The sequence below is a fragment of the Labrys okinawensis genome, from assembly GCF_002982075.1.
GTDB classification, from domain to species: domain Bacteria; phylum Pseudomonadota; class Alphaproteobacteria; order Rhizobiales; family Labraceae; genus Labrys; species Labrys okinawensis_A.
On the sequence record NZ_PUEJ01000001.1, the window covers coordinates 353,125 to 374,976 of the forward strand.

The 21,852-nt window shown below is 64.8% G+C and carries 15 protein-coding genes; 7 read left to right on the plus strand and 8 right to left on the minus strand.

Features of this window, described 5'->3' with window-relative positions:
- The first annotated feature begins 170 nt into the window (after positions 1-170).
- A complete protein-coding gene (locus tag C5L14_RS01690) occupies positions 171-1,304 on the plus strand; it encodes an HlyD family secretion protein (protein WP_105860292.1) in 1,134 nt (377 codons plus the stop codon).
- Positions 1,301-2,920, plus strand: coding sequence for an MFS transporter (locus tag C5L14_RS01695; protein WP_105860293.1), 1,620 nt, complete (start codon positions 1,301-1,303; stop codon positions 2,918-2,920). Before C5L14_RS01690 ends, C5L14_RS01695 begins: the two co-directional genes overlap by 4 nt.
- Before the next feature lie 165 nt (positions 2,921-3,085).
- Here the strand turns inward: C5L14_RS01695 and C5L14_RS01700 are convergent, their stop codons facing one another.
- The 8 genes from C5L14_RS01700 to C5L14_RS01735 form a co-directional block, all read right to left on the minus strand.
- The gene (locus tag C5L14_RS01700; RefSeq protein WP_105860294.1) at positions 3,086-5,923 is read right to left on the minus strand and encodes an autotransporter outer membrane beta-barrel domain-containing protein; all 2,838 of its coding nucleotides are present in this window, start codon (positions 5,921-5,923) and stop codon (positions 3,086-3,088) included.
- Between the two features lie 507 nt (positions 5,924-6,430).
- Positions 6,431-8,095, minus strand: a complete 1,665-nt coding sequence (locus C5L14_RS01705) for a glycerol-3-phosphate dehydrogenase/oxidase (protein WP_105860295.1) — start codon at positions 8,093-8,095, stop codon at positions 6,431-6,433.
- Between the two features lie 39 nt (positions 8,096-8,134).
- Complete coding sequence (locus C5L14_RS01710; RefSeq protein ID WP_105860296.1) at positions 8,135-9,658, minus strand: FGGY-family carbohydrate kinase; 1,524 nt, start codon at positions 9,656-9,658, stop codon at positions 8,135-8,137.
- Between the two features lie 69 nt (positions 9,659-9,727).
- On the minus strand, positions 9,728-10,594 hold the full coding sequence (locus tag C5L14_RS01715) for a DeoR/GlpR family DNA-binding transcription regulator (RefSeq protein WP_105860297.1): 867 nt from the start codon (positions 10,592-10,594) through the stop codon (positions 9,728-9,730).
- Positions 10,595-10,783: 189 nt separating this feature from the next.
- The gene (locus C5L14_RS01720; protein ID WP_105860298.1) at positions 10,784-11,731 is read right to left on the minus strand and encodes a D-ribose ABC transporter substrate-binding protein; all 948 of its coding nucleotides are present in this window, start codon (positions 11,729-11,731) and stop codon (positions 10,784-10,786) included.
- A gap of 107 nt (positions 11,732-11,838) precedes the next feature.
- On the minus strand, positions 11,839-12,882 hold the full coding sequence (locus C5L14_RS01725; RefSeq protein WP_105860299.1) for an ABC transporter permease: 1,044 nt from the start codon (positions 12,880-12,882) through the stop codon (positions 11,839-11,841).
- Between the two features lie 132 nt (positions 12,883-13,014).
- Entirely contained in the window at positions 13,015-14,559 is a 1,545-nt protein-coding gene (locus C5L14_RS01730) for a sugar ABC transporter ATP-binding protein (protein ID WP_105860300.1), read from the minus strand.
- Entirely contained in the window at positions 14,556-15,212 is a 657-nt protein-coding gene (locus tag C5L14_RS01735; protein ID WP_105860301.1) for a DUF2291 domain-containing protein, read from the minus strand. The genes C5L14_RS01730 and C5L14_RS01735 overlap by 4 nt, the downstream gene beginning before the upstream one ends.
- A 729-nt stretch (positions 15,213-15,941) precedes the next feature.
- On the opposite strand from C5L14_RS01735, the gene C5L14_RS01740 reads away from it, so the two are divergent.
- The 5 genes from C5L14_RS01740 (at position 15,942) to C5L14_RS01760 (ending at position 21,835) form a co-directional block, all read left to right on the plus strand.
- On the plus strand, positions 15,942-17,546 hold the full coding sequence (locus C5L14_RS01740; protein ID WP_105860302.1) for an FGGY-family carbohydrate kinase: 1,605 nt from the start codon (positions 15,942-15,944) through the stop codon (positions 17,544-17,546).
- Positions 17,543-19,084 (plus strand): glycerol-3-phosphate dehydrogenase, encoded by a 1,542-nt coding sequence (locus C5L14_RS01745; RefSeq protein WP_105860303.1) that lies wholly within the window; start codon positions 17,543-17,545, stop codon positions 19,082-19,084. The genes C5L14_RS01740 and C5L14_RS01745 overlap by 4 nt, the downstream gene beginning before the upstream one ends.
- A gap of 7 nt (positions 19,085-19,091) precedes the next feature.
- On the plus strand, positions 19,092-20,024 hold the full coding sequence (locus tag C5L14_RS01750; protein WP_105860304.1) for a sugar phosphate isomerase/epimerase family protein: 933 nt from the start codon (positions 19,092-19,094) through the stop codon (positions 20,022-20,024).
- Positions 20,025-20,034: 10 nt separating this feature from the next.
- Complete coding sequence (locus C5L14_RS01755; RefSeq protein ID WP_105860644.1) at positions 20,035-21,006, plus strand: sugar-binding transcriptional regulator; 972 nt, start codon at positions 20,035-20,037, stop codon at positions 21,004-21,006.
- 61 nt (positions 21,007-21,067) lie between these two features.
- The gene (locus C5L14_RS01760) at positions 21,068-21,835 is read left to right on the plus strand and encodes a triose-phosphate isomerase (protein WP_105860305.1); all 768 of its coding nucleotides are present in this window, start codon (positions 21,068-21,070) and stop codon (positions 21,833-21,835) included.
- Positions 21,836-21,852 lie beyond the last annotated feature (17 nt).

Genomic DNA, 21,852 nt, shown 5'->3' on the forward strand with positions numbered 1-21,852 from the left:
GGCACGTCTTCGCGCTCGGTGCATTCGCGTCGTTTGTCCGCTCGATGAAGGCCGGCGAATATTGGCTGTACAGCTTGGCAAGTCTGGTGTGCGTATTGGAATAATTTTGTTTCGCCATCCAAAATCCTTCGCCAGGATCGGCGGCGTTCGAGTAGGGGTGCGAGGAACAGATGCCGGATGCCGCAGAAAAACCGACCGTATCCGAAACGCCGTCCCCCGGGCGCAGCCTGCGGTCGCGCTGGCTCTATCCGGCCTTGCGTGTCGGCTTCCTTCTGCTTGCGGCGTGGCTGGTCTGGTATGTTGCCGGCAACTGGAACCGCTGGACCGGCGCCGCCCGCCTCGCGGAGACCGACAATGCCTTCATCGTGGGCGACGTCACACCCTTGTCGGCCCGTGTCTCGGGCTACATCAAGGACGTTCCGATCCACGACTACCAGGCGGTTGAAGCCGGCGACCTGATCGCCGAGATCGAACCGTCCGACTACCAGGCCCAGCTTGCGCTGGCGCAGGCCAATCTCGCCGCCGCCGAGGCCAGCCTCGCCAATGTCGCCAATCAGAAGAACGTGCAGAATGCCCTGATCCGGCAGGCCGGCGCCAATATCGATGCGGGCAGCGCGGATGTGCGGCGCTACCAGCTCGAAGCCACCCGCCAGCGCGACCTGCTCAAGACCGGCACGGCCGGTACGCAGCAATCGGTCGAGCAGGCCGATGCCAATGCCCAGCGCGCCTTGGCGCAGAAGGCGCTCTACGAGGCCCAGCTCGATCAGCAGAAGGCCCTGCTGGCCGGGCTCGACGTGCAGGAGCAGCAGGTCCAGGCCCAGATCAAGGCGGCCGAGGCCCAGGTCACGCTCGCCACCAACAATCTGGGCTACACCAAGATCCGTTCACCAGCCAAAGGGCTCGTCGGCCAGCGCCAGGTTCGCCCGGGCCAGTTCGTCAATGTCGGCACGCAGGTGATCGCGGTGGTACCGCTGCCCAACATCTGGGTGGTGGCGAACTACAAGGAAACGCAGATGACCAATATCCGCCTTGGTCAGCCGGCGCATGTCACCGTCGATGCCTTTCCCGACCTGGTGCTGACCGGACGGGTCGAAGCCTGGTCTCCCGGCACCGGCAGCACCTTTGCCTTGCTGCCGCCCGACAATGCCACCGGCAACTTCACCAAGGTCGTGCAGCGCGTTCCGGTCAAGATCGCCCTCGATGCCAATCCGGCGCTGGGAACCCTGATCCGGCCGGGCATGTCGGTGGTAGCGACTGTCGATACCGGCGACCGATCAGGTGCCGCAGCGGCAGCGGCGCCATGACCACGGCAACGGCAACCTCAGCCGCGCCGCTGACGGCGACCGGCGCGGCCCTCGAGCCGGCGACCCAAGCGCCGCCGCGGTTTCGCGCCGATACGCTGCGGCCCTATATCGGCATCCTTGGCGTGCTGCTCGGCTCCATCATGTCCACGCTCGGCAGCCGCGTCACCAGCTTCGGCCTTGCCGATCTGCGCGGCGGGCTGCATCTGGGCTTCGACGAGGGGGCGTGGATGACCACCACCTTCGCCGTCGGCCAGATGCTGATCGGGGTGGCCTGCCCCTATCTCGGTGCCATTTTCGGGGTCCGGCGCATGTTGCTGCTGGGCATCGTCCTGCTTTTCGTCGCAAGCCTGCTCGCGCCCCTCTCTCCCAATCTCGAAGCCTTCCTGGCCGCACAGTTCCTGGCGGGGCTCGGTTCGGGAACGTTCATTCCGCTCACCATCAGCTTCATCGCCCGCAGCCTGCCGCCGCGCCTGATCATCTATGGCATCGCGGTCTACGCCATGAATTCGGAGCTCTCGCAGAATGTCGCGGCCTCGCTGGAAGGCTGGTACGCGGACAATCTTTCCTGGCGCTGGATCAGCTGGCAATATTGCGGCCTGCTGCCGCTGATGTTCACCTGCGTGTGGTTCGGCATTCCGCGAGAGGATGTGAAGACCGAGCTCCTGCGCCATTTCGACTGGCCAGGCCTCGTCTATGCCGGGGCCGGCTTCAGCCTGCTCTATGCCGGGCTCGACCAGGGCAACCGGCTCGACTGGACCAATAGCGGCCTGGTCAACGGCCTGCTGATCGCCGGCGGCTTGGTGACGGCAGCCTTCGTCGTGCGCGAGCTATGGGTCAGCCGCAGGCCCTTCCTCAATCTGCGGCTCCTGGTGCAGCATCACCTCCTGCTGTTGCTGCTCCTGCTTGCGGGCTTTCGTTTCATCATCCTGTCGACCGCCTATATCATTCCCAATTACCTGCAGACGGTGCAGAACTTCCGCGAGTTGCAGGTCGGCGCCGTGCTTTTGTGGATCGCTTTGCCCCAGCTCATCATCGTGGTGCCGCTCGGCTATGTCCTCAAGCGCACCGATGGACGATGGGTCCTGGCGACAGGCACCGCCCTGATCGGCATCGCCTGCCTGATGGCGGCCCAGCTCACCAGCGCATGGGCCACCGACGATTTCCTGCAATCCCAGATCCTGCAGGCCCTCGGCCAGTCCTTCGCCCTCACGGCGCTCATCGTGCTGGCGGTGCAGTCGATCAATCCGGCCGATGCACTGACGATCGGTGCCCTGCTGCAGATCAGCCGCATGTTCGGCGGCGAGATCGGCACGGCGTTCATGCAGACCTTCGTGCGCGTGCGCGAACAGGTCCATTCCAATCTCATCGGCCTGCACGTCGACAGCCTTGCCGGTGCAACGGTCGACCGCCTCGCGGCCTATCGCAATGCCGTCAGCGCCCATACGGCGGATGTGGCGATCGCCAGCGCCCGGGCGACGAGCCTGTTGTCCTCGGCCATCGCCAAGCAGGCGGCAGTGCTGTCCTATATCGACGGTTTCCTGGCCGCTGCGGGCGGCGCTTTCGTCTGCCTGCTGCTGATCGCGCTGCTGCCCAGGCCCAACCGCCTTCCCGTCTGAAGAATAATTCAATTCTCCTAGAGCAAAGCGCGTTCAAGCGTGAACGCTATTTTGCTCTAACTCATTGTTCTGACGCGTCTTTGCGATTCTAGGTGACTCCGTCTAATCGCAAAACGCTATAGGTTTTGTTGGCCTTATCGGAATATCCTGGCCTTTTCTGTCAACTCAGAACTTCCAAACGAAGTTTCCCCTGACGCTCTGGTCGATGGCCTTTTCGCCGAATTGCCCGCTATAGGACACGCCGAGGCTGGCCGCGTGCGACAGCGCCACGCTGATTCCGGTATCGACCACCACGGCGTCGCGCGCAATCGGCGTGCCGCTGGCGGTGAAGGCGGAGCCATTGGCCAAGGCGAGGGCGGCCGTCGGCCTGATATCGCCGAAGGCATGGCGCCAGCCCAGGGTGGCCTGGAGGGTGGCGCTGGTGCCTTCGGTGAGATCGAAGCTGGTGGCTACACGCAGCCCCAGGGTGGTGAAGCCCAGATTGCTGGTATCGCCTCTGCCGGTCAAAGCCGCATCGCCGCCGGTCTCCCGGAAGCCGTCGGTGTGCAGGTTGAGATAGGCGGCGTTAATGAAGGGCTCGAGGCGGAAGGCCTGGGTGTCGATGCGATAGCCGAGTTCGCCGAAGAGCTGGGCCGTGCCGGCATCGTAGCTGGTGGTGAGCCTGTCGGCAAAGCCCGGCAGCGCCACGGCGCGGTCGCTGTCGATGTCGTGCCAGGTGTAGGTTGCGCCCAGCCGCAGGGCGAGGGCGTTCCACTGCCGGCCGGCATAGAGGCCGACATGATAGTTGTCGGCGGTGCCGGAGGCGGCGCGGGCATCGACGTCGAAGCTGGAATGGCTGTAGCCGGCCAAGGCGCCCAGGCGCCAATCCTGCAGGAACGAGCCCTGGACCAGCGTGTCGAAGCCGATGAGGAAGCCGCCGGTGTCGTGATCGATCCGGGCATCGCGACCGCCGCCGCCGAGATGCCCCCAGGACCCGAAGCCCTGGGCCCAGAGGCCGGACAGGGCTGCCGGCGTGGCCGAGCCGAACGGCGCCGGCGCGGCCGCCGGCATGTTCCCGGCATAGGCCGTCGGGCCTGGGAGCATGGCTGCGGGTATGATGGCATCGAGATCGGCGCTGTAGAGCCGGTTCAGCACCGCATCGCGGATGAGACCGCTGTCCTGGACCAGCACGCTGCGGGCCGAGGCATGGACGTCGCCGGACAGGGTCGAGAAGGCCTGGCGGGCGCTGGCGACATTCGGCGCCTTGGCGACGGCCTGATAGAGCGCGTTGCCGCTCGCCAGCGTCTCCACGCTGTCGGCGACGGCGTGCTGGCTCTCATTGGTGGCGACCGAAGCAAAGGTCGTGTCGTTGCGCGTGACCTTCAGATAGATGTTGTTGGCATTCTGGGACAGGCCGAGATCGACGAAGGGGGCGTTGTCGACCACCTTGGAGAACTGGCCGGTGATGCCGCCATTGGCGGTGAGAATCTTATAGGTCTGGCCGATCGTATAGGTGCCCGTAGCGGGAATCACCGAAACCGTTCCGCCGTTGATGGTGGCGGTGCCGGTGGCGTGAATGAAATCGTTCTGGCCGGCGGCATTGATGTTGACCTGGATGGTGCCGCCGTCATTGACGAAGTTGCGCACCGTCAGCGTGGTCGGCCCGCCGGCCTGGAAGGCGATCTTGCCGGCGTTCCTGACCGTGCCGGTCACGGTGGAATTGCCGCCGCCGGGGATTGCCCACAGGGCCGTGGCAGAGCTCAGCACGACGGTTGTCGCATTGCTCGCCGAGCCGATCCAGCGCGAGGTGCCCGCAATCGCCACGCTGGCGCGGGAACCGCTCCCGACCATCACATTGCCGCGCCAGAGGGCTGATCCATTGAGGCGGAGGTCGAATTCATTGGCGCCAGCCTCGCCTGAGGCTTCCACCTGCACGTTGCCGGACAAGGTGGAATCCTGGGCGCCGAGGGTGAGGATGCCTGGTGAGAGAATTTCACCCGGTGCGGGGCGGTCTGTAATATGGGCGAGCAGACCACCCTTATTGCTGGCGAAAGCGGTGATCGCAGATCCCCTGGTCAACGTCACGGTGGCATGAGCGCCTTCCACCGCGATGCCCGTACCAGCCGAGTTCAGCTTGATCTGGCTGTTGTCGAGCGTAAGGCTAGTGGAGTTTCTGTTGCCAGAGGCATGGAATGCATTAATAGCACCACCGGTGTTCGTCCCTTCAAAGGTGCTGTCGGTGATTGAGAACGTTCCCCTGTCCCAATCACTTCGCAGCAGATCCGTTCCGACATTGGTGGCCGTATCGGCCCGGACCGCCATGTTCTTCATCGAAATCCGGCCGCCATCCAACGAGAACACCACCCAGGTTCCCCCCGTTGCGGAAACGGTACCGCCACCGTTGAAAACGATGTTGCCGGCACCGTGAGCCAATGCGAATGGTAGCCAGCTACCGTTAGCCTGAATTGGGCCATTCAAGGTGATCGTGCCACTATAGGCCTCGATCCCGATCGTAGCGCCGCCATGCGCGGTCATAGTCGTCGTGCCATCGAGCGTGATCGTGCTGCCATAATTGACGCCGACCCCCCACGACCCCGCTCCCAGATCGAACGTCAAGTCGTTGGCAGTGATCGTGCCGGCTGCGACCTGATGAAAGGGATCGCCGGCCCAAAGTCCATAAGCATCCGATCCGACGCGGAAGGTGCCGCCGCCATCAAAACGGATAGTACCCCCATCGCGCGCCTGTGCACCGACATAGAAGGGCCCATCAACCCAGCTTTGTTGCACGGTCACGTCGACGGGCGTGCCGGCCTCGCTATAAAGCAGCGAGCCCTCATCATAGGCCTGAAAGCAGATCTTGCCCCCGCAGGTCGCTTGCTGTGTCGTGATCTCTACCGTCTGCCCGCCGCTGGCCGTTGCCTGGGCAAATGCGGACTGGCACAGCATGACGGCGCTCGATGCCAGCAGGAAACTCAGAAGCGGCCGCCTGGGCAGCGGGAAGCGAGCGTTTCCGATCGGCGTCATGGGGGTTCCTCCTTCCACATTGCCGCGTCAGTTCAGGTCTGCGCAACCGCCTGACGGGCCTGTCCGGTGCCCTTGGAGAAGACATGCCGAACAGCGAGACAATGAGATATATCCCATGAGTCCTTAGAATATGAGTCAAAATTATCTTGATGTCGTGATACTGTGAAGTGTTTGATTTTCTCTGTTAAGTGGATATTCAAGAATTGGCTTGGATTGGTATGATAGTATTCTCAAATTGAATTGATACAATCGATAGACGCCCCCGAATCGTTTGCCGATCGTGGAAGTTTTGTTAAGATTCGGCGTTTGGCAGGTGTTATCGTCACCGCGCATCGACGCGAATGCTGAATGGTTGGTTTTGCGCCTCCGCGAGGAAAAAGCTGGGCTCCGGATGGCTTTGGCCGAGCGGTGAGACGGGCGGTTCCCGGTATCACCCATCGAGAAGGATGGCCCCGCCACCGGACGCAAGGGTGGACGGACCGCGGAGCGTACCTGCTCGCCCCCTGCTCAGGAGGTCGATTTTTCGAAGTGAAGGCGGTGGCGAGCCGCGAGAAGCGCCCGCGTTTTTGCCAGCTCTTCGTCGCGTCGAACCGCATCCCAGCCGAGAGGTGTGGCCAGGATGTCGGCGATCGTCGCCAGGTCGCGGCCGCTGAGGCGGCCGGTGATGGCCAGGGTGCTGCGCCGCATTACGATATCCTCGAGCGCCACCACCTGTTCGTGGCGCGCCAGCCAATCGATTTCGGCCAGGGAATAGTCCGGGGCATCCGCGAGCCGGACCGCCTGCGGCCCCTCATGGGCGAGTATGGCCTGTGCCGTCGTGCCATAGCGTCCCAGCAGCTCAGCGGTGCGCACAGCCGATGCACCCGTAGCCTTTGCTGTCTGTTCGATCCAATGCGCGCGGGCGGCCGGATCGGCCGGATAGTCCCGTCCGCCGCCGATGGCGAGGTCTCGTGTGCCGCGCCGGCGGGCCTGGCCAAGGCGGCGCAGGATGAGATCGCTGACCTCTTCGGCAAAGCCGCGAAAGGTCGTCCACTTGCCGCCCACCAGCGAAATGATGGGATAGGCTCGGTCCTTGGCGGGCTCCAGCACGGGCGCCGAATGGTCTCGGCTGATCAGTCCGGCCGCCGTATTGCCGGAGGCGGGCAGGGGACGGATACCGGAATAGGCATAGACGATCTGGTCACGCGAAAAGGCCAGGCCGGGCAGGAGATCGCGCAGGCTCTGCAGGAAATAGTCGATTTCCTCGTCTTCGCAGCGCACGGTGTCGGGATCATCGGCGCGGATGTCGGTCGAGCCGACCAGGGCCCGGCCGAGATAGTCGTAGACCAGGCAGATGCGCCCGTCATTGGCCTCGAAATAGATCATGCGACCGTTGAGGGCTTTCAGAAGATCGGGATGGTCGAGCAGGATATGCGAGCCCTTGGTTCCGCCGATCATCCGGGTGGGCGATCCGAGGGCCTGGTTGACCTGGTCGATCCAGGGGCCGGCCGCATTGACGACGATCCTTGGGCGAACGCTCCGCTCGGTGCCGTCGGCCCCACGCAGGCTTATGCTTTCGTTCTCGGCCGACACCAGGCTCGTATAGTTCAGGGCCTCGGAGGCCGGGCTGGCCGCCATGCCGTCCTGCAGCAGTTCCAGCACCAGCCGCTCCGGACAGGTGACCTTGGCATCGTAATAGGTGCCGGCGGCGACGATCTTCGGCGTCATCGGTGCGATTTCGCTGAGCGCGCGCCCGCGAGACCACAAGGCGTGCCTCGGCATGACGCGGTGGCGGGCGCCATAGAAATCATAGAGCGCCAGGCCGATCTTGATGAGCACGGCGCCACGGTTGCGCGGCGCCGTGGTCGAGCCGAACAGCGTGCGCAACGCTGCTGGGATGCCCTGCAGCCAGGAGAAGATCGGGATCACGGTGGGCAGTGGCTCGACCAGATGCGGTGCATTGCGCAGCAGGAGGTTGCGCTCCAGCGTCGACTGGGCGACGAGCCGCAATTCCCCCGTTTCCAGATATTTGATGCCGCCATGGATGAGCCGCGACGGGGCGGCGCTGGTGCCCGAGCCGAAATCGGCCTTGTCGGCGATCAGGCAGGTCAGGCCCTGCTCGCAGAGATCGCGAAACAGGCCCGCACCGTTGATGCCGGCGCCAAGAATGAGAACGTCAATGTCTTTGGTCATGTAAAATACCGATAGGACTGTGCCGAGCGAGCCAGGGTGCTAGGCCGTCTGCGAGGCCAGGGCCTCGATGCGCGGCCAGAGGGGCGCAAGCTGCGCGGCGATGTCGCAATGCAGGGCATAGCGCTCCTGCAGCTGCCGGCTGCGCGCGGGATCCGGCCGGTAATGCCGGGCGAGAGCTGCGAGATCGCGCGGATCGTCTGTCGGTGACGCATAGAGGCCCGCGCCGGCGCCGGCGCACAGGGCAGCGCCCCAGGCGGCGGCCTCTTCCGTCTCGTTCACGGTCACCGGCAGGCCGAGCGCGTCGGCGAAGATCTGGGCGTAGAGGGGCTTCCTGGAAATGCCGCCCGTGAGGCTGATGGTGTTGGGAGAAAAACCTTCGCGCAGGGCGTCGACATGCACCCGGTGGTTAAAGGCGATGCCCTCGATCACGGCGCGCAGCATGTCGCCGCGGTCATGCCAGCCGCGCAGGCCGAGAAAGCCGGCGCTGGCGGTCGCGCCGTGCGGCGAACCATAGAGATAGGGGTGAAAGAGCACGGTGGAGGGCCGGGCGAGCGCGGCCTCGATCTCGGCGCCGACAGCCGAGTGGATGGAGCTGTTCGTCTCCTCGGCCGTGCGGCGTTCGACGGCACACAGCGTATCCAGGAACCAGTCGTAATTGGCGGCCGACGCCGGCGATATGCTCATATGGTTCCATTCGCCCGGCTTGATGCCGTTGCGGCAGAACCATCGTGCATCGGTCTTGGGCGTGCTGGCGATCGTCTCGTTGATGGAGTAGGTCCCCGCCACGATCGCCACCGTGCCCTCGCGATGTCCGCCGATGCCGAGGGCGGAAGCGACCACGTCGTGCACCCCGGCCACCACCGGGGTCCCGGCCGCGAGGCCCGTCGCGGCGGCCGCGGCCTGGGAGACCGTACCGATGATCTCGTCCGGCCGGGTCACAGTGGGCAGGGCGCCGGCAAGGCCCTCGAGGCCGAAGATCGACAGGACGTCCGGCTCATAGACCTGGCTTTCCACCGCCGTGAACGACGTGCTCGCCTCGGTGAGATCGGTGCCGAGCGTTCCGGTCAGGCAAAAGCGCAGCCAGTCCTTGCAGGCCAGGACATGGCCGATCCGGGCGAAACGCTCCGGCTCGTGCCGTTTGATCCAGGCCAGCAGCGCCGAGGGGGCGGAGGCATGGGCGACCTGCCCGGTGCGGGCGAGAGCGGTGGTGGAGGTGCCGTCCCCGTCCCATTCGGCGACGACGGCGGCCGCCCGGCTGTCGAGCGAAAGGATGCCGTTGCCGAGCGGCCGGCGCTCCGCATCGAGAAGGTAGACGCCGTCGCCATGGGCGGTCGCGGCAACCGCCGCCACATCGCCGGCAGGGCGCCCCGCCTTTTCGAGTGCTTCGGCGATGGCCTCGGCCGTCGCCTGCCAGAGGACCGCCATGTCGCGTTCGACATGGTGGGGATGCGGGATGATCTGGGGAATGCGCCGGCGGGCAACCGCCAGCAGCGTGCCGTTTTCATCGAAGACGGCTGCCTTGGTCACCGTCAACCCATTGTCGATTCCTATGAGGGTCGGCATCGGCAGGCACTCCGTCGCGAAGGGTTGTTGCAGACAATGCGAGACCGCCGGACGAAATGCCTGGTCATGTCACGCGGTATGGGATGCGCGCTGCTTGAGCGGCGCTATCACGATGTTGATGCCGCGCGAGCGCAGCAATTCGATCTGTAGCGGGGCCATGCCGTCATCGACGATGATGGCATCGAACTCGCCGAGATTGCCCATGGCGTGCAAGGCGCGGCGTTCGAACTTGGTATGGTCGGCGAGCAGGATCCGCTTGGCCGCGCTGTCGAACATGGCCCGCTTGGTCTCGACCATCTCCGCGGACTGGTGGAACACCATGTCGTCGGTGATGGCGGACATCGACAGGAAGACGCAGTCGGCGCGAAGACGGCGGATCTCGGCCGTGGTGGCCGGGCCCATGAAGGCGTTGCACCAGTTGTAGTAGCGCCCGCCGAGGCCAAGCAGGGTCACATCGTTTATTTCCTTCAACTCGTTCATCAGGGGGATCGAGTTGGTGATCGCTGTCAGCGGAACGCGGGCCGCGATATGGGGCGCCATCTGCAGCACGGTGGTCGAATCGTCGAAGAAGACGGCCTGCCCTGCTTCCAGGAACTGGGCGGCGACCTGGGCGATGGCGCGCTTTTCCACGGCCTGGCGCATGGAGCGGTAGACATCGCTCGACTCGACCAGGCTGGTGGGCGTGGCCGATACGATCCCCCTCGACTTGCGCAGCAGGCCGCGATTGATCAGTTCGTCGAGATCGCGGTGCACCGTCATCAGGCTGATGGCGAAGCGTTCGGCCAGTTCCTCGATGCGCATCGTGCCTTCGGCCATCACCGCCTGCATGATGAGCTGGCGGCGGGCAAGCTGCCGGGCATGACGGCTGTCACTCGGCACCTGATCGGCGATGATCTGGTCCAGCGTTTCTTCCTGCGTGGCTCTCGTCGATGTCATGTCGGTCAGTTTCCGGATTGAGCGCGGACAGGATATCCCGAAGTGCCGGAATATGCCTGCCTGCGGCAATCACCGCTGTGGAAGGACGCGTCATCGACCTCCGGGCGTATCGTAGGTCATGGTTTGGAGCCATAACCGGCGGTACGCCCGGGGGAGCCGGGATAGCCATAAGCCATCCCGGTGTCGTCATTACTTGGCGAGCGTAAAGGCCGAGACATACTTGTCGACATTGTCCTTGGTGATCAGGACGCAGTCGAAGAGCTGCTTCTCGGAGGACGCGCCGGTCTTGCCGGTCTTGATGAAGTTGTCGGCCTGGACGACCGCTTCCTTGGAGAAGACCGCGACCGGCTGCAGGACGGTGTATTGCAGTTCGCCGGCCTTGATGGCGGCGACCGCGTCGGGCGAGCCGTCGAAGCCGCCGACCTTGACCTGCTTGAGCTTGCCGGCCTCCTTCAGCGCCGCGATGGCGCCCAGGGCCATCTCGTCATTGCCGGAGATCACGCCGACGATGTCGGGATGGGCCTGCAGCATCGACTGCATCTTCTGATAGCCCTGGGCGCGGTCCCAGTTGGCGACCTCCTTGGCGGCCTTGGTCAGGTCGGGATATTGCGTCAGCACGGTTTCATAGCCGTTGGAACGCGTGGCGGCGTTGTTGTCGGCGGGGTTGCCGAACAGCTCGACATATTTGCCGGACTTGGCGACCGAATTCACCCACTGCTCGGCACCGACGGCGGCGCCCTGCGCATTGTTGGAGACCAGCTGGGCCTTGGCGAGGCCTTCCTTGTTGATCTCGGCATTGACGAGGAACACGGGAATGCCGGCATCCACGGCCTTCTTCACCGCGCCGACCGAGCCGTCGGCATTGGCAGGGTCGAGGATGATGGCGGCGGACTTGTTGGTGATGGCGGTGTCGATCAGCGTGCTCTCGGTGTTGGTGTCGCCCTTATGGGCGGCGACCGAGGCGGTGTAGCCGAGCTGCTCGGCGGTCTTCTTGGCCACCTCGCCTTCGGTGTACCAATATGGATTGGCCGGATCGGTGACGATGATCGAGATCAGGCCGGCCGCCGAGGCCGATCCGATCAGCAGTGGGGTCACGGCGGCGGCCGCGACCAGCAAACGCATGCCTTTTTTGAACATTGGGCATCTCCCTTGATTGGTGAAGTAGTCTGCCGTCGCAAGACGGCAACGTTCCCACTGCAGATCTGTTGTTGTTGCCGAAATGGGAAAGTTTCTGTCCGAAGTCCCTAACCTTGCCGGCCGCGGGCCTTGTACTGGATCGAATTGAGCAGGACGGCGAGCACGATCACCGTGCCGGTGAAGACGGTCTGCCAGTAGGAGGACACGCCGATGATCACCAATCCGTCCGACAGGAAGCCGATGACGAAGGCACCGAGCATCGTGCCCTGCACCGTGCCCCGTCCGCCGGTGAGTGCGGCGCCGCCGATCACCACCGCCGCAATGGCCGTGAGTTCATAGGTGGTGCCCGCCGTGGGGCCGGCGGAGGTCAACTGCGAGGACAGCACCAGCCCTGCGATCGCCGACAGGATGCCGGAGACGGTATAGACGGTGATCTGCACGCGCTTGACCGGCACGCCCGACAATTCGGCGGCCCGCGCATTGCCGCCCGAGGCGTAGAGCCAGCGGCCGAAGGCGGAGCGGCCGAGCACCAGCGCCGTGACGATGGCGAGCGCCGCCAGGATCACAACCGAGATCGGCACGCCGAACAGGCGATTGAAGCCGAGCCATTCGAAGCCGGTATTGCCGAGATCGTCATGGCCGGAGAGATTGTTGTAGGTGAGGCCATTGGTCATCAGCAGCGCCACGCCGCGGGCGACATACATCACGCCCAGCGTCGCCACGAAGGCAGGCACGCGGAACCAGGCGATGAGCACGCCGTTCAGCGCGCCGACCAGACCCCCCACCACCAGGGTCAGCACCACGATGGCCCAGACCGGCGGATAGAGGATGACGCCGGCCACTTGCAGGGTGACGCCTCCCATCAGGAAGCCGGCGACGCAGCCGGACAGCGCCAGCACGGAACCCACCGAAAGATCGATGCCGCCATTGAGGATCACCAGCAGCATGCCGAGTGCCAATACGCCGTAGATGGCCACGTGCGAGGCCATCGTCAGGAAATTGCCGACTGTGAAATAGTTCGGCGACAGGAACGAGAAGACCGCGACGATGAGGATCAGCGCGAAGAAGGCCCGTCCTTCGAGAAGCAGTCGGCCGAGGCCGGGGCCTGATTTCTGCCCCTTGGCGCTCGTACTTGCAGTGGTGTGCGACATGGGCAGGCCTCCTAAAAGCCTAGGGCGCTCTGCGATGTGCCGGCATCGGCAGCCCTCGCAAAGTCGCGTCGAAACGAAGAGTTAGAGCCAGGATGCGATTTCATACGAATGCGCCTTGCTCCGGAGGATCCATCAATGGACCACGGCTTCGCCGGAGGCGGCCATGATCTCGTCCTTGCTTGCGGTGGAGCCGAATTCGGCGACGATACGGCCCTTGCGCATGACGATGATGCGATGCGCGACCGAGAGGCATTCGCCGACTTCGGAGGTGGAGTAGACGACGGCGAGGCCGCGGCGCGCGCCCTCGGCGAGGAGCCGGAACACCTCGGCCTTGGCGCCGATGTCGATGCCGCGGCTTGGCTCGTCGAGGAGGATCACCTTGGGATTGGTGGCCAGCATCTTGCCGATCACCACCTTCTGCTGGTTGCCGCCGGAGAGCGACCCGATAGGCGCTCCGCCTCCCGCGGTCTTGACCGTGACCTTGCGGATGGTGTCGTCGATCAACTGCTGTTCGATCCTCAGGGAGGTAAACAGGCCGCGGGTGAAATCGGCGATCGAAGCCAGGGAGAGGTTCTGGCCCACGCTCATGGTCTGCACCAGGCCATCGCGCTGCCGGTCCTCGGGAACCAGGGCCAGGCCGGCCTGGATGCGGCGGGCGATGGTCAGGCCCGAGACCTCGTCGCCTTCCAGCAGGATCTGGCCGGAGGAGGCCTTGAGGCGTCCGGCCAGGGTCTCCAGCAATTCGGTCCTGCCGGCGCCCATCAGGCCGTAAATGCAGACGATCTCGCCGGCCTTGACGTCGAGCGACAGCTTGTCGACCACATTGTAGCCGCCGCCGGCGGGATCCGGCACCGTGAGTTCGCGCACCGACAGCGCCGTGGCGCCGAAGTCGTAGCCCTCCGGCGGGGAGCCGAGATCATAATTCTCGCCCACCATGTTGCGCACGATCCATTTGAGGTCGATCTCGGAACGCGGGGCATAGGCCGTCATGGTGCCGTCGCGCAGGACCACGGCATGATTGGTGATTTCGAGCGCCTCTTCGAGATGATGCGAGATATAGACGATCGACACGCCCCGGCTGGTGAGGTCGCCGATGACCTTGAACAGCACGGCCACCTCGCTCGCCGAAAGGGCGGAGGTCGGCTCGTCCATGATCAGGATGCGGCTGCGGACCGAGAGCGCGCGCGCGATCTCGACGATCTGCTGCTGCCCGAGCCGCAATTCGCCGACCGGGGTGAGAGGGTCGATGTCCTCCTCCAGTTCAGCCATCAGAGCCCGCGTCTCTTCTTCCTCCCGGGCGAAGTCGACGCCGGTGCGGCCCATGATCTCGCGCCCCATGAAGATGTTGTCGCGGACCGACAAATTCGGCGCGAGGGAAAGCTCTTGGTGGATGATCGAGATGCCGCGGTCGCGGGCGTCCGACGCCGAGGAAAATACGACGGGCTCACCGTCGAGAAGGATCTCCCCGGATGTCGGGGTCACGATGCCCGACAGGATCTTCATCAGCGTCGATTTGCCGGCGCCATTTTCGCCGAACAGGGTCGTGACCTGACCGCGATGAATGTCGAAGTTCACGCCTTTCAGGGCGTGCACATTGCCGTAGGACTTGGCCACGTTGCGCGCGGCCAGCACGACCTCGGGTGCCTGAGCGCCGGAAGGGGAGAATTCGCCGCTCATTTCACCGTCACCGCCACGGGTGTGATCAGCCAGTTTTCCGGGTTCACCAGCCGGAAGGCACCGACGATCTCCAGGGTCTTGCCGGTGAGATTGGCGGTGTCGATGCCGGCGAGAACCTGCTTCTTCATCTCGCGGTTGATGGCCGAACCGGCGTTCTGGTACTCGATCTGGTTCTTGAACTGGCCGAAGGCGATATCGCCCGGCGCATCGCGAAGATCGGTTCCGTTGATGGCGGGCCCGGTCTGCACGCGCACGCCGATGGAGGCCGGCAGCCCGTCCACGGTGAGCTTGTAGATGCCCGCCTTCTGCTCGCCGGCAACGCCGGTCAGGCGGACGGGGATGATCGAGCCCGTCGAGGCCGCGGTTCCGTATTTCGCGGCGGCCGCGGCCTTGTCGGCCAGAATCTCCGGTGCGAGGGTCTTGGCCTCCACGGCGCGCTGTTCGATGGCCGCCTTGATCTGCGGGAAATGCTCGGCGCCATAGGTGTCGGGTGAAAAGGCGGCCTGGCGCACGTCGTCCTTGGAACCGATCTGCACGATCCGGGTATCGAAGGCGATTCCCGCGGCGACGAGAACCGCCAGTGCCGGCACGATCAGCCGGGCACGCCGGCCGGTGTTGGGCGCCCTCACGGATGCACCATGACTATTGCTCATGACGAAACCCACCCTGTTCGCTGCGAAGGAGCGGGATGCATGGGTGAGGGGTCGCCCGGCCGAGGCTAGCCCCGGCTTGCGCCGCAAGCACGGGCCCGGTGCGCGGATTGCGCAGCATGGCTCCTCCCATTCTGCCATTGATCGGACCCGCTTTCACGGGCCGGAAATGGCTCTCTCGCTGATCATTGAGATATGTTATATATGTGTTTTATAAAACGTCAACAGAGTTATAATCTCGACTCGTGGATTTGACGAAAAACTTTCCTGAAAAGGATACTCTCCCGATGCGGGGGCTTCGATTGTGCAGTGTGTCCTCCAACGCGCCGCGTGCGTCCTTGCAGAGTGGGCGGCCGGGCGAACTGGCGGGACCAAAGAATCGTCAATATTGAAGTTTATATATTTAAATCAAAGAGATAGTACGATTTTTCTGACCAGTAGGGCGGGGTGCCTGGCGATTTTTTCTTGCTTCCCGCCGGGAGGGGCTGGTTGGCGGCCGCAGCTTTTTGGGCGCAACGTCGTTTCCCGTTAATCGACGGGGTCGCCTGAAATAATATCTTGTCTCAGCAATAAATTACGTGACGTATGATATCTTTGTGATATATAGGTCGCAGAGATCACAGATCGATCCGCACGGCGTATACCGCCGGCGATGAGTGGGAGGCCTGGCCCTGCCTGGGAGGTGGATCATGCGCGGAACTGTCGACCTGTCCTTTCGCGAGGGGTTTTGCGATGCCCGCTGATCTGCTGATCGGGGTGGATGCCGGAACGTCGGTGATCAAGGCGGTCGCTTTCGATTTTGAAGGCCGTCAGATCGGAGCCTCCTCGGTACCCAATCGATATCTGCGCGGGGACGACGGCTCGGTGACCCAGTCGCTGGAGACGACCTGGGCCGATTGTGTCGCTGCGCTGCGCGGACTCGCCGGCAAGATCGAGAACCTGGCGGCGCGCACCGCAGCCCTCGCCGTCACCGCCCAGGGCGACGGCACCTGGCTGGTCGGAGCAGACAATGCACCCGTGGCCGATGCCTGGCTGTGGCTGGATGCGCGGGCGGCGCCCACGGTGCGCAGACTGGCGGCCTCCCCGATGAACCGGGCGCGTTTCGAGGCCACCGGCACGGGGCTCAATACCTGCCAGCAGGGCTCGCAAATGGCCCATATGGACAGTCACGACCCGTCCTTGCTCGACAGGGCCGAGGTGGCACTGCATTGCAAGGATTGGCTCTATCTGAACCTGACGGGCGTGCGCGCCACGGATCCGTCGGAAGCCAGCTTCACCTTCGGCAATTTCCGCACCCGCCATTACGACGATGGCGTCGTGGAGGCTCTCGGCCTGACCCGCCGGCGCAAATTGCTGCCAGAAATCATCGACGGCAGCCAGGTCACCCATGCCCTCACGACGCATGCGGCGGAGCAGACGGGATTGCTGGCGGGCACGCCGGTGAGCCTCGGCTATGTCGACATGGTGATGGCCGCCCTGGGGGCGGGCGTCTATGGCGGTTCCGGTGACGCGGCATGCTCGACCATCGGCTCGACCGGCGTCCACATGCGGGCCAAGAAGGCAGCCGAGGTCCATCTGAACGCGGAAGGAACCGGCTATGTCATCGCGCTGCCGGTGCCGGATGTCGTCACCCAGGTGCAGACCAACATGGCGGCCACGCTCAACATCGACTGGGTGCTGACCATCGCGGCCGACATTCTCGCCCAGATGGGCCAGAAGGTCACGCATCAGGAGCTGGTGAAGCGCATCGACGGCTGGCTGGCCGACAGCCGGCCGGGATCGCTGCTCTATCATCCCTATATTTCCGATGCCGGCGAACGCGGTCCCTTCGTCGACGCCGATGCCCGGGCCGGCTTCATCGGCCTCTCCGCCGGGCATCGCTATGCCGATCTGGTGCGCGCCGTCGTGGAGGGGCTCGGCATGGCCATGCGCGACTGCTATGCCGCCATGGGCGACCTGCCGGCCGAACTGCGCCTCGCCGGCGGCGCCGTGCGCTCGCGCGCTTTGCGCAGCGTATTGTCGGCCGCGATCAACGCCCCGCTGCGCGTCTCCTCGCGTGAGGAAGCCGGGGCCGCCGGCGCGGCCATGATGGCGGCGGTCGCGGTCGGCGCCTTTAAGGACATGGATGCCTGCGTCGCCCAGTGGGTGACGCCGCTGCTGGGGGCTCCCGAGCCTCCGGATGCGGCGCTGGCCGCTCTCTACGACCAATTATTCCCCGCCTTCAGGGCCGCGCGCCTCGAATTGACCCCAGCGTGGAATGCGCTTGCGACCGCCCGGCACGGTGCCGCCGGCGGAGCGGGCGCTTCGCCGGCTGCGGGAAGGAGCCTTGCAGTATGAGCGATATGATCGACCTCCTGGTGATCGGTGGCGGCATCAACGGTGCCGGCATCGCCCGCGACGCGGCAGGCCGTGGCCTGTCCGTCACGCTGGTGGAAAAGGACGATCTAGCCCAGGGCACGTCCTCGCGCTCGGGCAAGCTGGTGCATGGCGGCCTGCGCTATCTGGAATATTACGAGTTCCGCCTGGTTCGCGAAGCGCTGATCGAGCGGGAGGTCCTCCTGAACTCGGCGTGCCACATCATCTGGCCGATGCGGTTCGTGTTGCCGCACAGCCCTCAGGACAGGCCCGCCTGGCTGGTGCGCCTCGGCCTCTTCCTCTACGACCATCTGGGCGGCCGCAAGAAGCTGCCGGGCACGCGCGTGCTCGATCTCAGGCGCGATCCGGTCGGTGCGCCCATCCTCGATCAGTATGCCAAGGGCTTCGAATATTCCGACTGCTGGGTGGACGACGCACGCCTCGTCGCGCTCAACGCGCTCGGGGCCGCGGAAAAGGGCGCCACGATCCTCACCCGTACGGCGGCGGTTTCGGCCCGGCGGGAAGAGGGGGCCTGGACGGTCACCACCCGCAATACCGTATCGGGCGAAATCCGCACGCATCGGGCGCGCTGCATCGCCAACGCGGCGGGACCCTGGGTCTCCGACGTCATCGCGCAGGTGGCGGGCTCCAACTCCACGCGCAATGTGCGCCTGGTCAAGGGCAGTCACATCATCGTGCCGAAGTTCTGGGATGGGCAGCAGGCCTATCTGGTGCAGAACCACGACAAGCGGGTGATCTTCATCAATCCCTATGAGGGCGACATGGCGCTGATCGGCACCACGGATATCGCCTATCAGGGCGCGGCCGAGGACGTTGCTGCGGACGAGAAGGAAATCGACTACCTGATCACGGCGGTAAACCGCTATTTCAAGCAGAAGCTGCGCCGGCAGGACGTGCTGCACGCCTTTTCGGGCGTCCGGCCGCTCTTCGATGACGGCAAGGGCAATCCGTCCGCGGTCACGCGCGATTACGTCTTCGATCTCGACGAGACCGACGGGGTGCCGTTGCTCAACGTCTTCGGCGGCAAGATCACGACCTTCCGCGAGCTTTCCGAACGGGCCATGCACAGGCTCGGCAAGTTTTTCCCGAGAATGGGCGGCGACTGGACGCGGGAGGCCCGGCTGCCGGGCGGCGAGATCGAGAATGCCGATTATGTGAGCTTCGTCGAGAGCCTGCGGACGGCCTATCCCTGGATGCCCAACCGGTTGCTTCAGCATTACGGCCATGCCTATGGCGCGCGGACGTCGCAGGTCGTGGGCACGGCGGCCGGCATCGCCGATCTCGGCCGTCATTTCGGCGGCTGCCTCTTCGAGGCCGAGGCGCGCTATCTCGTCGCCAAGGAGTGGGCGCGCACTGCCGAGGACGTGCTGGTGCGCCGGACGAAGCACTATCTCCATCTGAGCGATGCCGAAAAGGCGGCTTTCACCGCCTGGTTCGAGCGCGAGGTCGCTGCCTTGGGCGCAGCGGCATCGACGTCCTACTCCAACGCTTCTGCCTGAGGGTCCGATGCCTCTGACGCTGTCCCTCAATACCAACCCGCTGGTGAACCGCTTTGCCGATCCCGACGATCTGATCGACACGGTGGCGCGCGATCTCAGGCTGCGGGACCTGCAGCTCACGCACGAATTCATCAATCCGAGCTGGCCCGCGCCGACCATAAGGCGCCTGGTGCGCCAGATGAGCGGCGCCCTGGCCCGCACCGGCGTGCGCGTGACCAGCGGCATGACCGGACCCTATGGCCGGCTGAATCATTTTGGACATCCCGATAAAGATGTGCGGCGCTACTACGTCGACTGGTTCAAGACCTTCGCCGACATCATCGGCGACCTTGGCGGTTCATCGGTCGGTACCCAGTTCGCCATTTTCACCTTTGCCGATTATGACGATACTGCTCGGCGCGAGGACCTGATCCGCATTGCCATCGACTGCTGGGCCGAGGTCGCCGAGCACGCCAAGGCTGCCGGCCTTACTTCCGTTTTCTGGGAGCCGATGAGCATCGGCCGCGAGTTCGGCGAGACCATCGAGGCCTGCCTGTCGCTGCAGCGGCGGCTGACAGCCGCCAATATGGCCGTGCCCATGTGGATGATGGCCGATATCGATCATGGCGACGTCACCTCACCCAACCCCGACGACTACGACCCCTATGCCTGGGCGCGGGCCGTGCCGAAGGTTTCCCCGATCATTCACATCAAGCAGAGCCTGATGGACAAGGGTGGCCATCGCCCCTTCACGGCGGAGTTCAATGCCAAGGGCCGCATCCAGCCCGAACCGCTTCTGGCGGCGCTGGCCGAGGGCGGGGCTGAAGACAACGAGATCTGCCTGGAACTGAGCTTCAAGGAGCGCGAGCCCAATGACCGCCAGGTGATTCCCCAGATCGCCGAAAGCGTCGCCTTCTGGGCGCCTTTCATCGAGACGGGTGCGAGGGATCTCCATGTCTGACGCGGCACTGATGGCACGGCAAGGCGGGGCCGGACGCGCCGTCACGGAGAACGAATTGGAGGAGTCTCTCGCTCGCCGCGCGGCCTGGCTGCATTATGTCGGCGGCCTCACTCAGGCGGCGGTCGCCAAGCGGCTCGGCCTGCCCTCGGTTAAGACCCACCGCCTCATTGCGCGTGCGGTGGCGAGCGGGGCGGTCAAGGTCTCCATCGACGGCGACATCATCGAATGCGTCGAACTGGAAGAAGAGCTCTGCCGGCGCTTTCACCTCGATCATTGCGAGGTCGCCCCCGATCTCGGCGAGGAGGGCATTCCGCTACGCGCGCTCGGCCAGGCCGGGGCCGGGTTCCTGCGGCGCGAGATCGAGCGTGGCGACCATCGCACCATCGGCCTGAGCCATGGGCGCACCCTGACATCGGCGGTCGCCCACATGGCCCGCATCGCGGCCGGCGAGATGCGGTTCGTCTCGCTGCTCGGCGTGCTCACCCGCAATTATGCGGTCAACCCGCATGACGTCATGCATTCGATCGCCGAGAAGACCGGTGCCCAGGCCTATGTGATGCCGGTGCCGTTCTTTGCCAACTCCGCCGAGGACAAGGCGGTCCTGCTCGCCCAGCGCGGCATCAGCGAGGTGCTCGCCATGGCCAATGGCGCGGCGCTGAAGGTGGTGGGCATCGGCTCGGTCGATGCGGATGCCCAGCTCGTTTCGTCGGGCATGATGCATCCGCAGGAGATCCGGGAGATCAAGGCCGAGGGCGGTGTGGGCGAAATGCTCGGCTATTTCTTCGATGCCCAGGGGCGCGTGCTCGAAAATTCGCTGACCTCGCGGACATTGGGCGTGGCCCTGAACGGACGGGCCGACGATCACATCGTCGGCATTGCGGGCGGGGCGCACAAGCTCGGGGCCATCCGGGCCGTGCTGCTCAGCGGCCGCCTGAGGGGCCTGATCACCGACGAGGTCACGGCGCGGGCGCTGCTCGGTTAGGCCTGTCTGAAACACGGATTTGCAAGCCGGCCGACAGGGTCGGCATGGAGTTACAGGGAAAATGATACGTCATTGGGTCGGCACCAGCTGGAAGATGAACAAGACCCTGGAGGAAGGGTTGGCTTTTGCAAACGCCCTGGCCCGAGCGCTGGGTTCGGTCGACGATCGCCTGCAGCCTTTCGTCATCCCGCCCTTCACCCTGGTCCGCGAGGTCAAGCAGGCATTGGCCGCCACGCGCGTGAAGGTCGGCGCGCAGAACATGCACTGGGCCGACGCAGGAGCCTGGACCGGCGAAATCTCGCCGCTGATGCTCAGGGATTGCGGCCTGGATCTGGTCGAGCTCGGGCATAGCGAGCGGCGCGAACATTTCGGCGAGACCGACCGCACCGTCGGCCTCAAGACGGCGGCGGCGATCAATCATGGTCTGATTCCGCTGATCTGCGTCGGCGAGACCCTGGCGGAACGCGAGAGCGGCAAGGCCGAGGAGGTGCTCTCGGCCCAGGTCGAGGGGGCGCTCTCGCAGCTCGGCGGCGGCAAGCCTGGCGTCGAAATCATTTTCGCCTATGAACCGGTCTGGGCCATCGGCGAAAACGGCATTCCAGCCAGTGCCGACTATGCCGACCGCCAGCAGGCGCTGATCAAGAAGGTGGCGGCGAACCGGCTCGGGGCCGCTCCTCCGGTTCTCTATGGCGGCAGCGTCAACCCGGCCAATGCCGCCGACCTCATCGGCCAGCCCCATATCGACGGGCTCTTCATCGGGCGCTCCGCCTGGCAGGCCGAAGGCTATCTCGACATCCTCGAACGCACGGCCCGCGCCCTGTCGGCATAGCCGCCAGTGCAACCGAT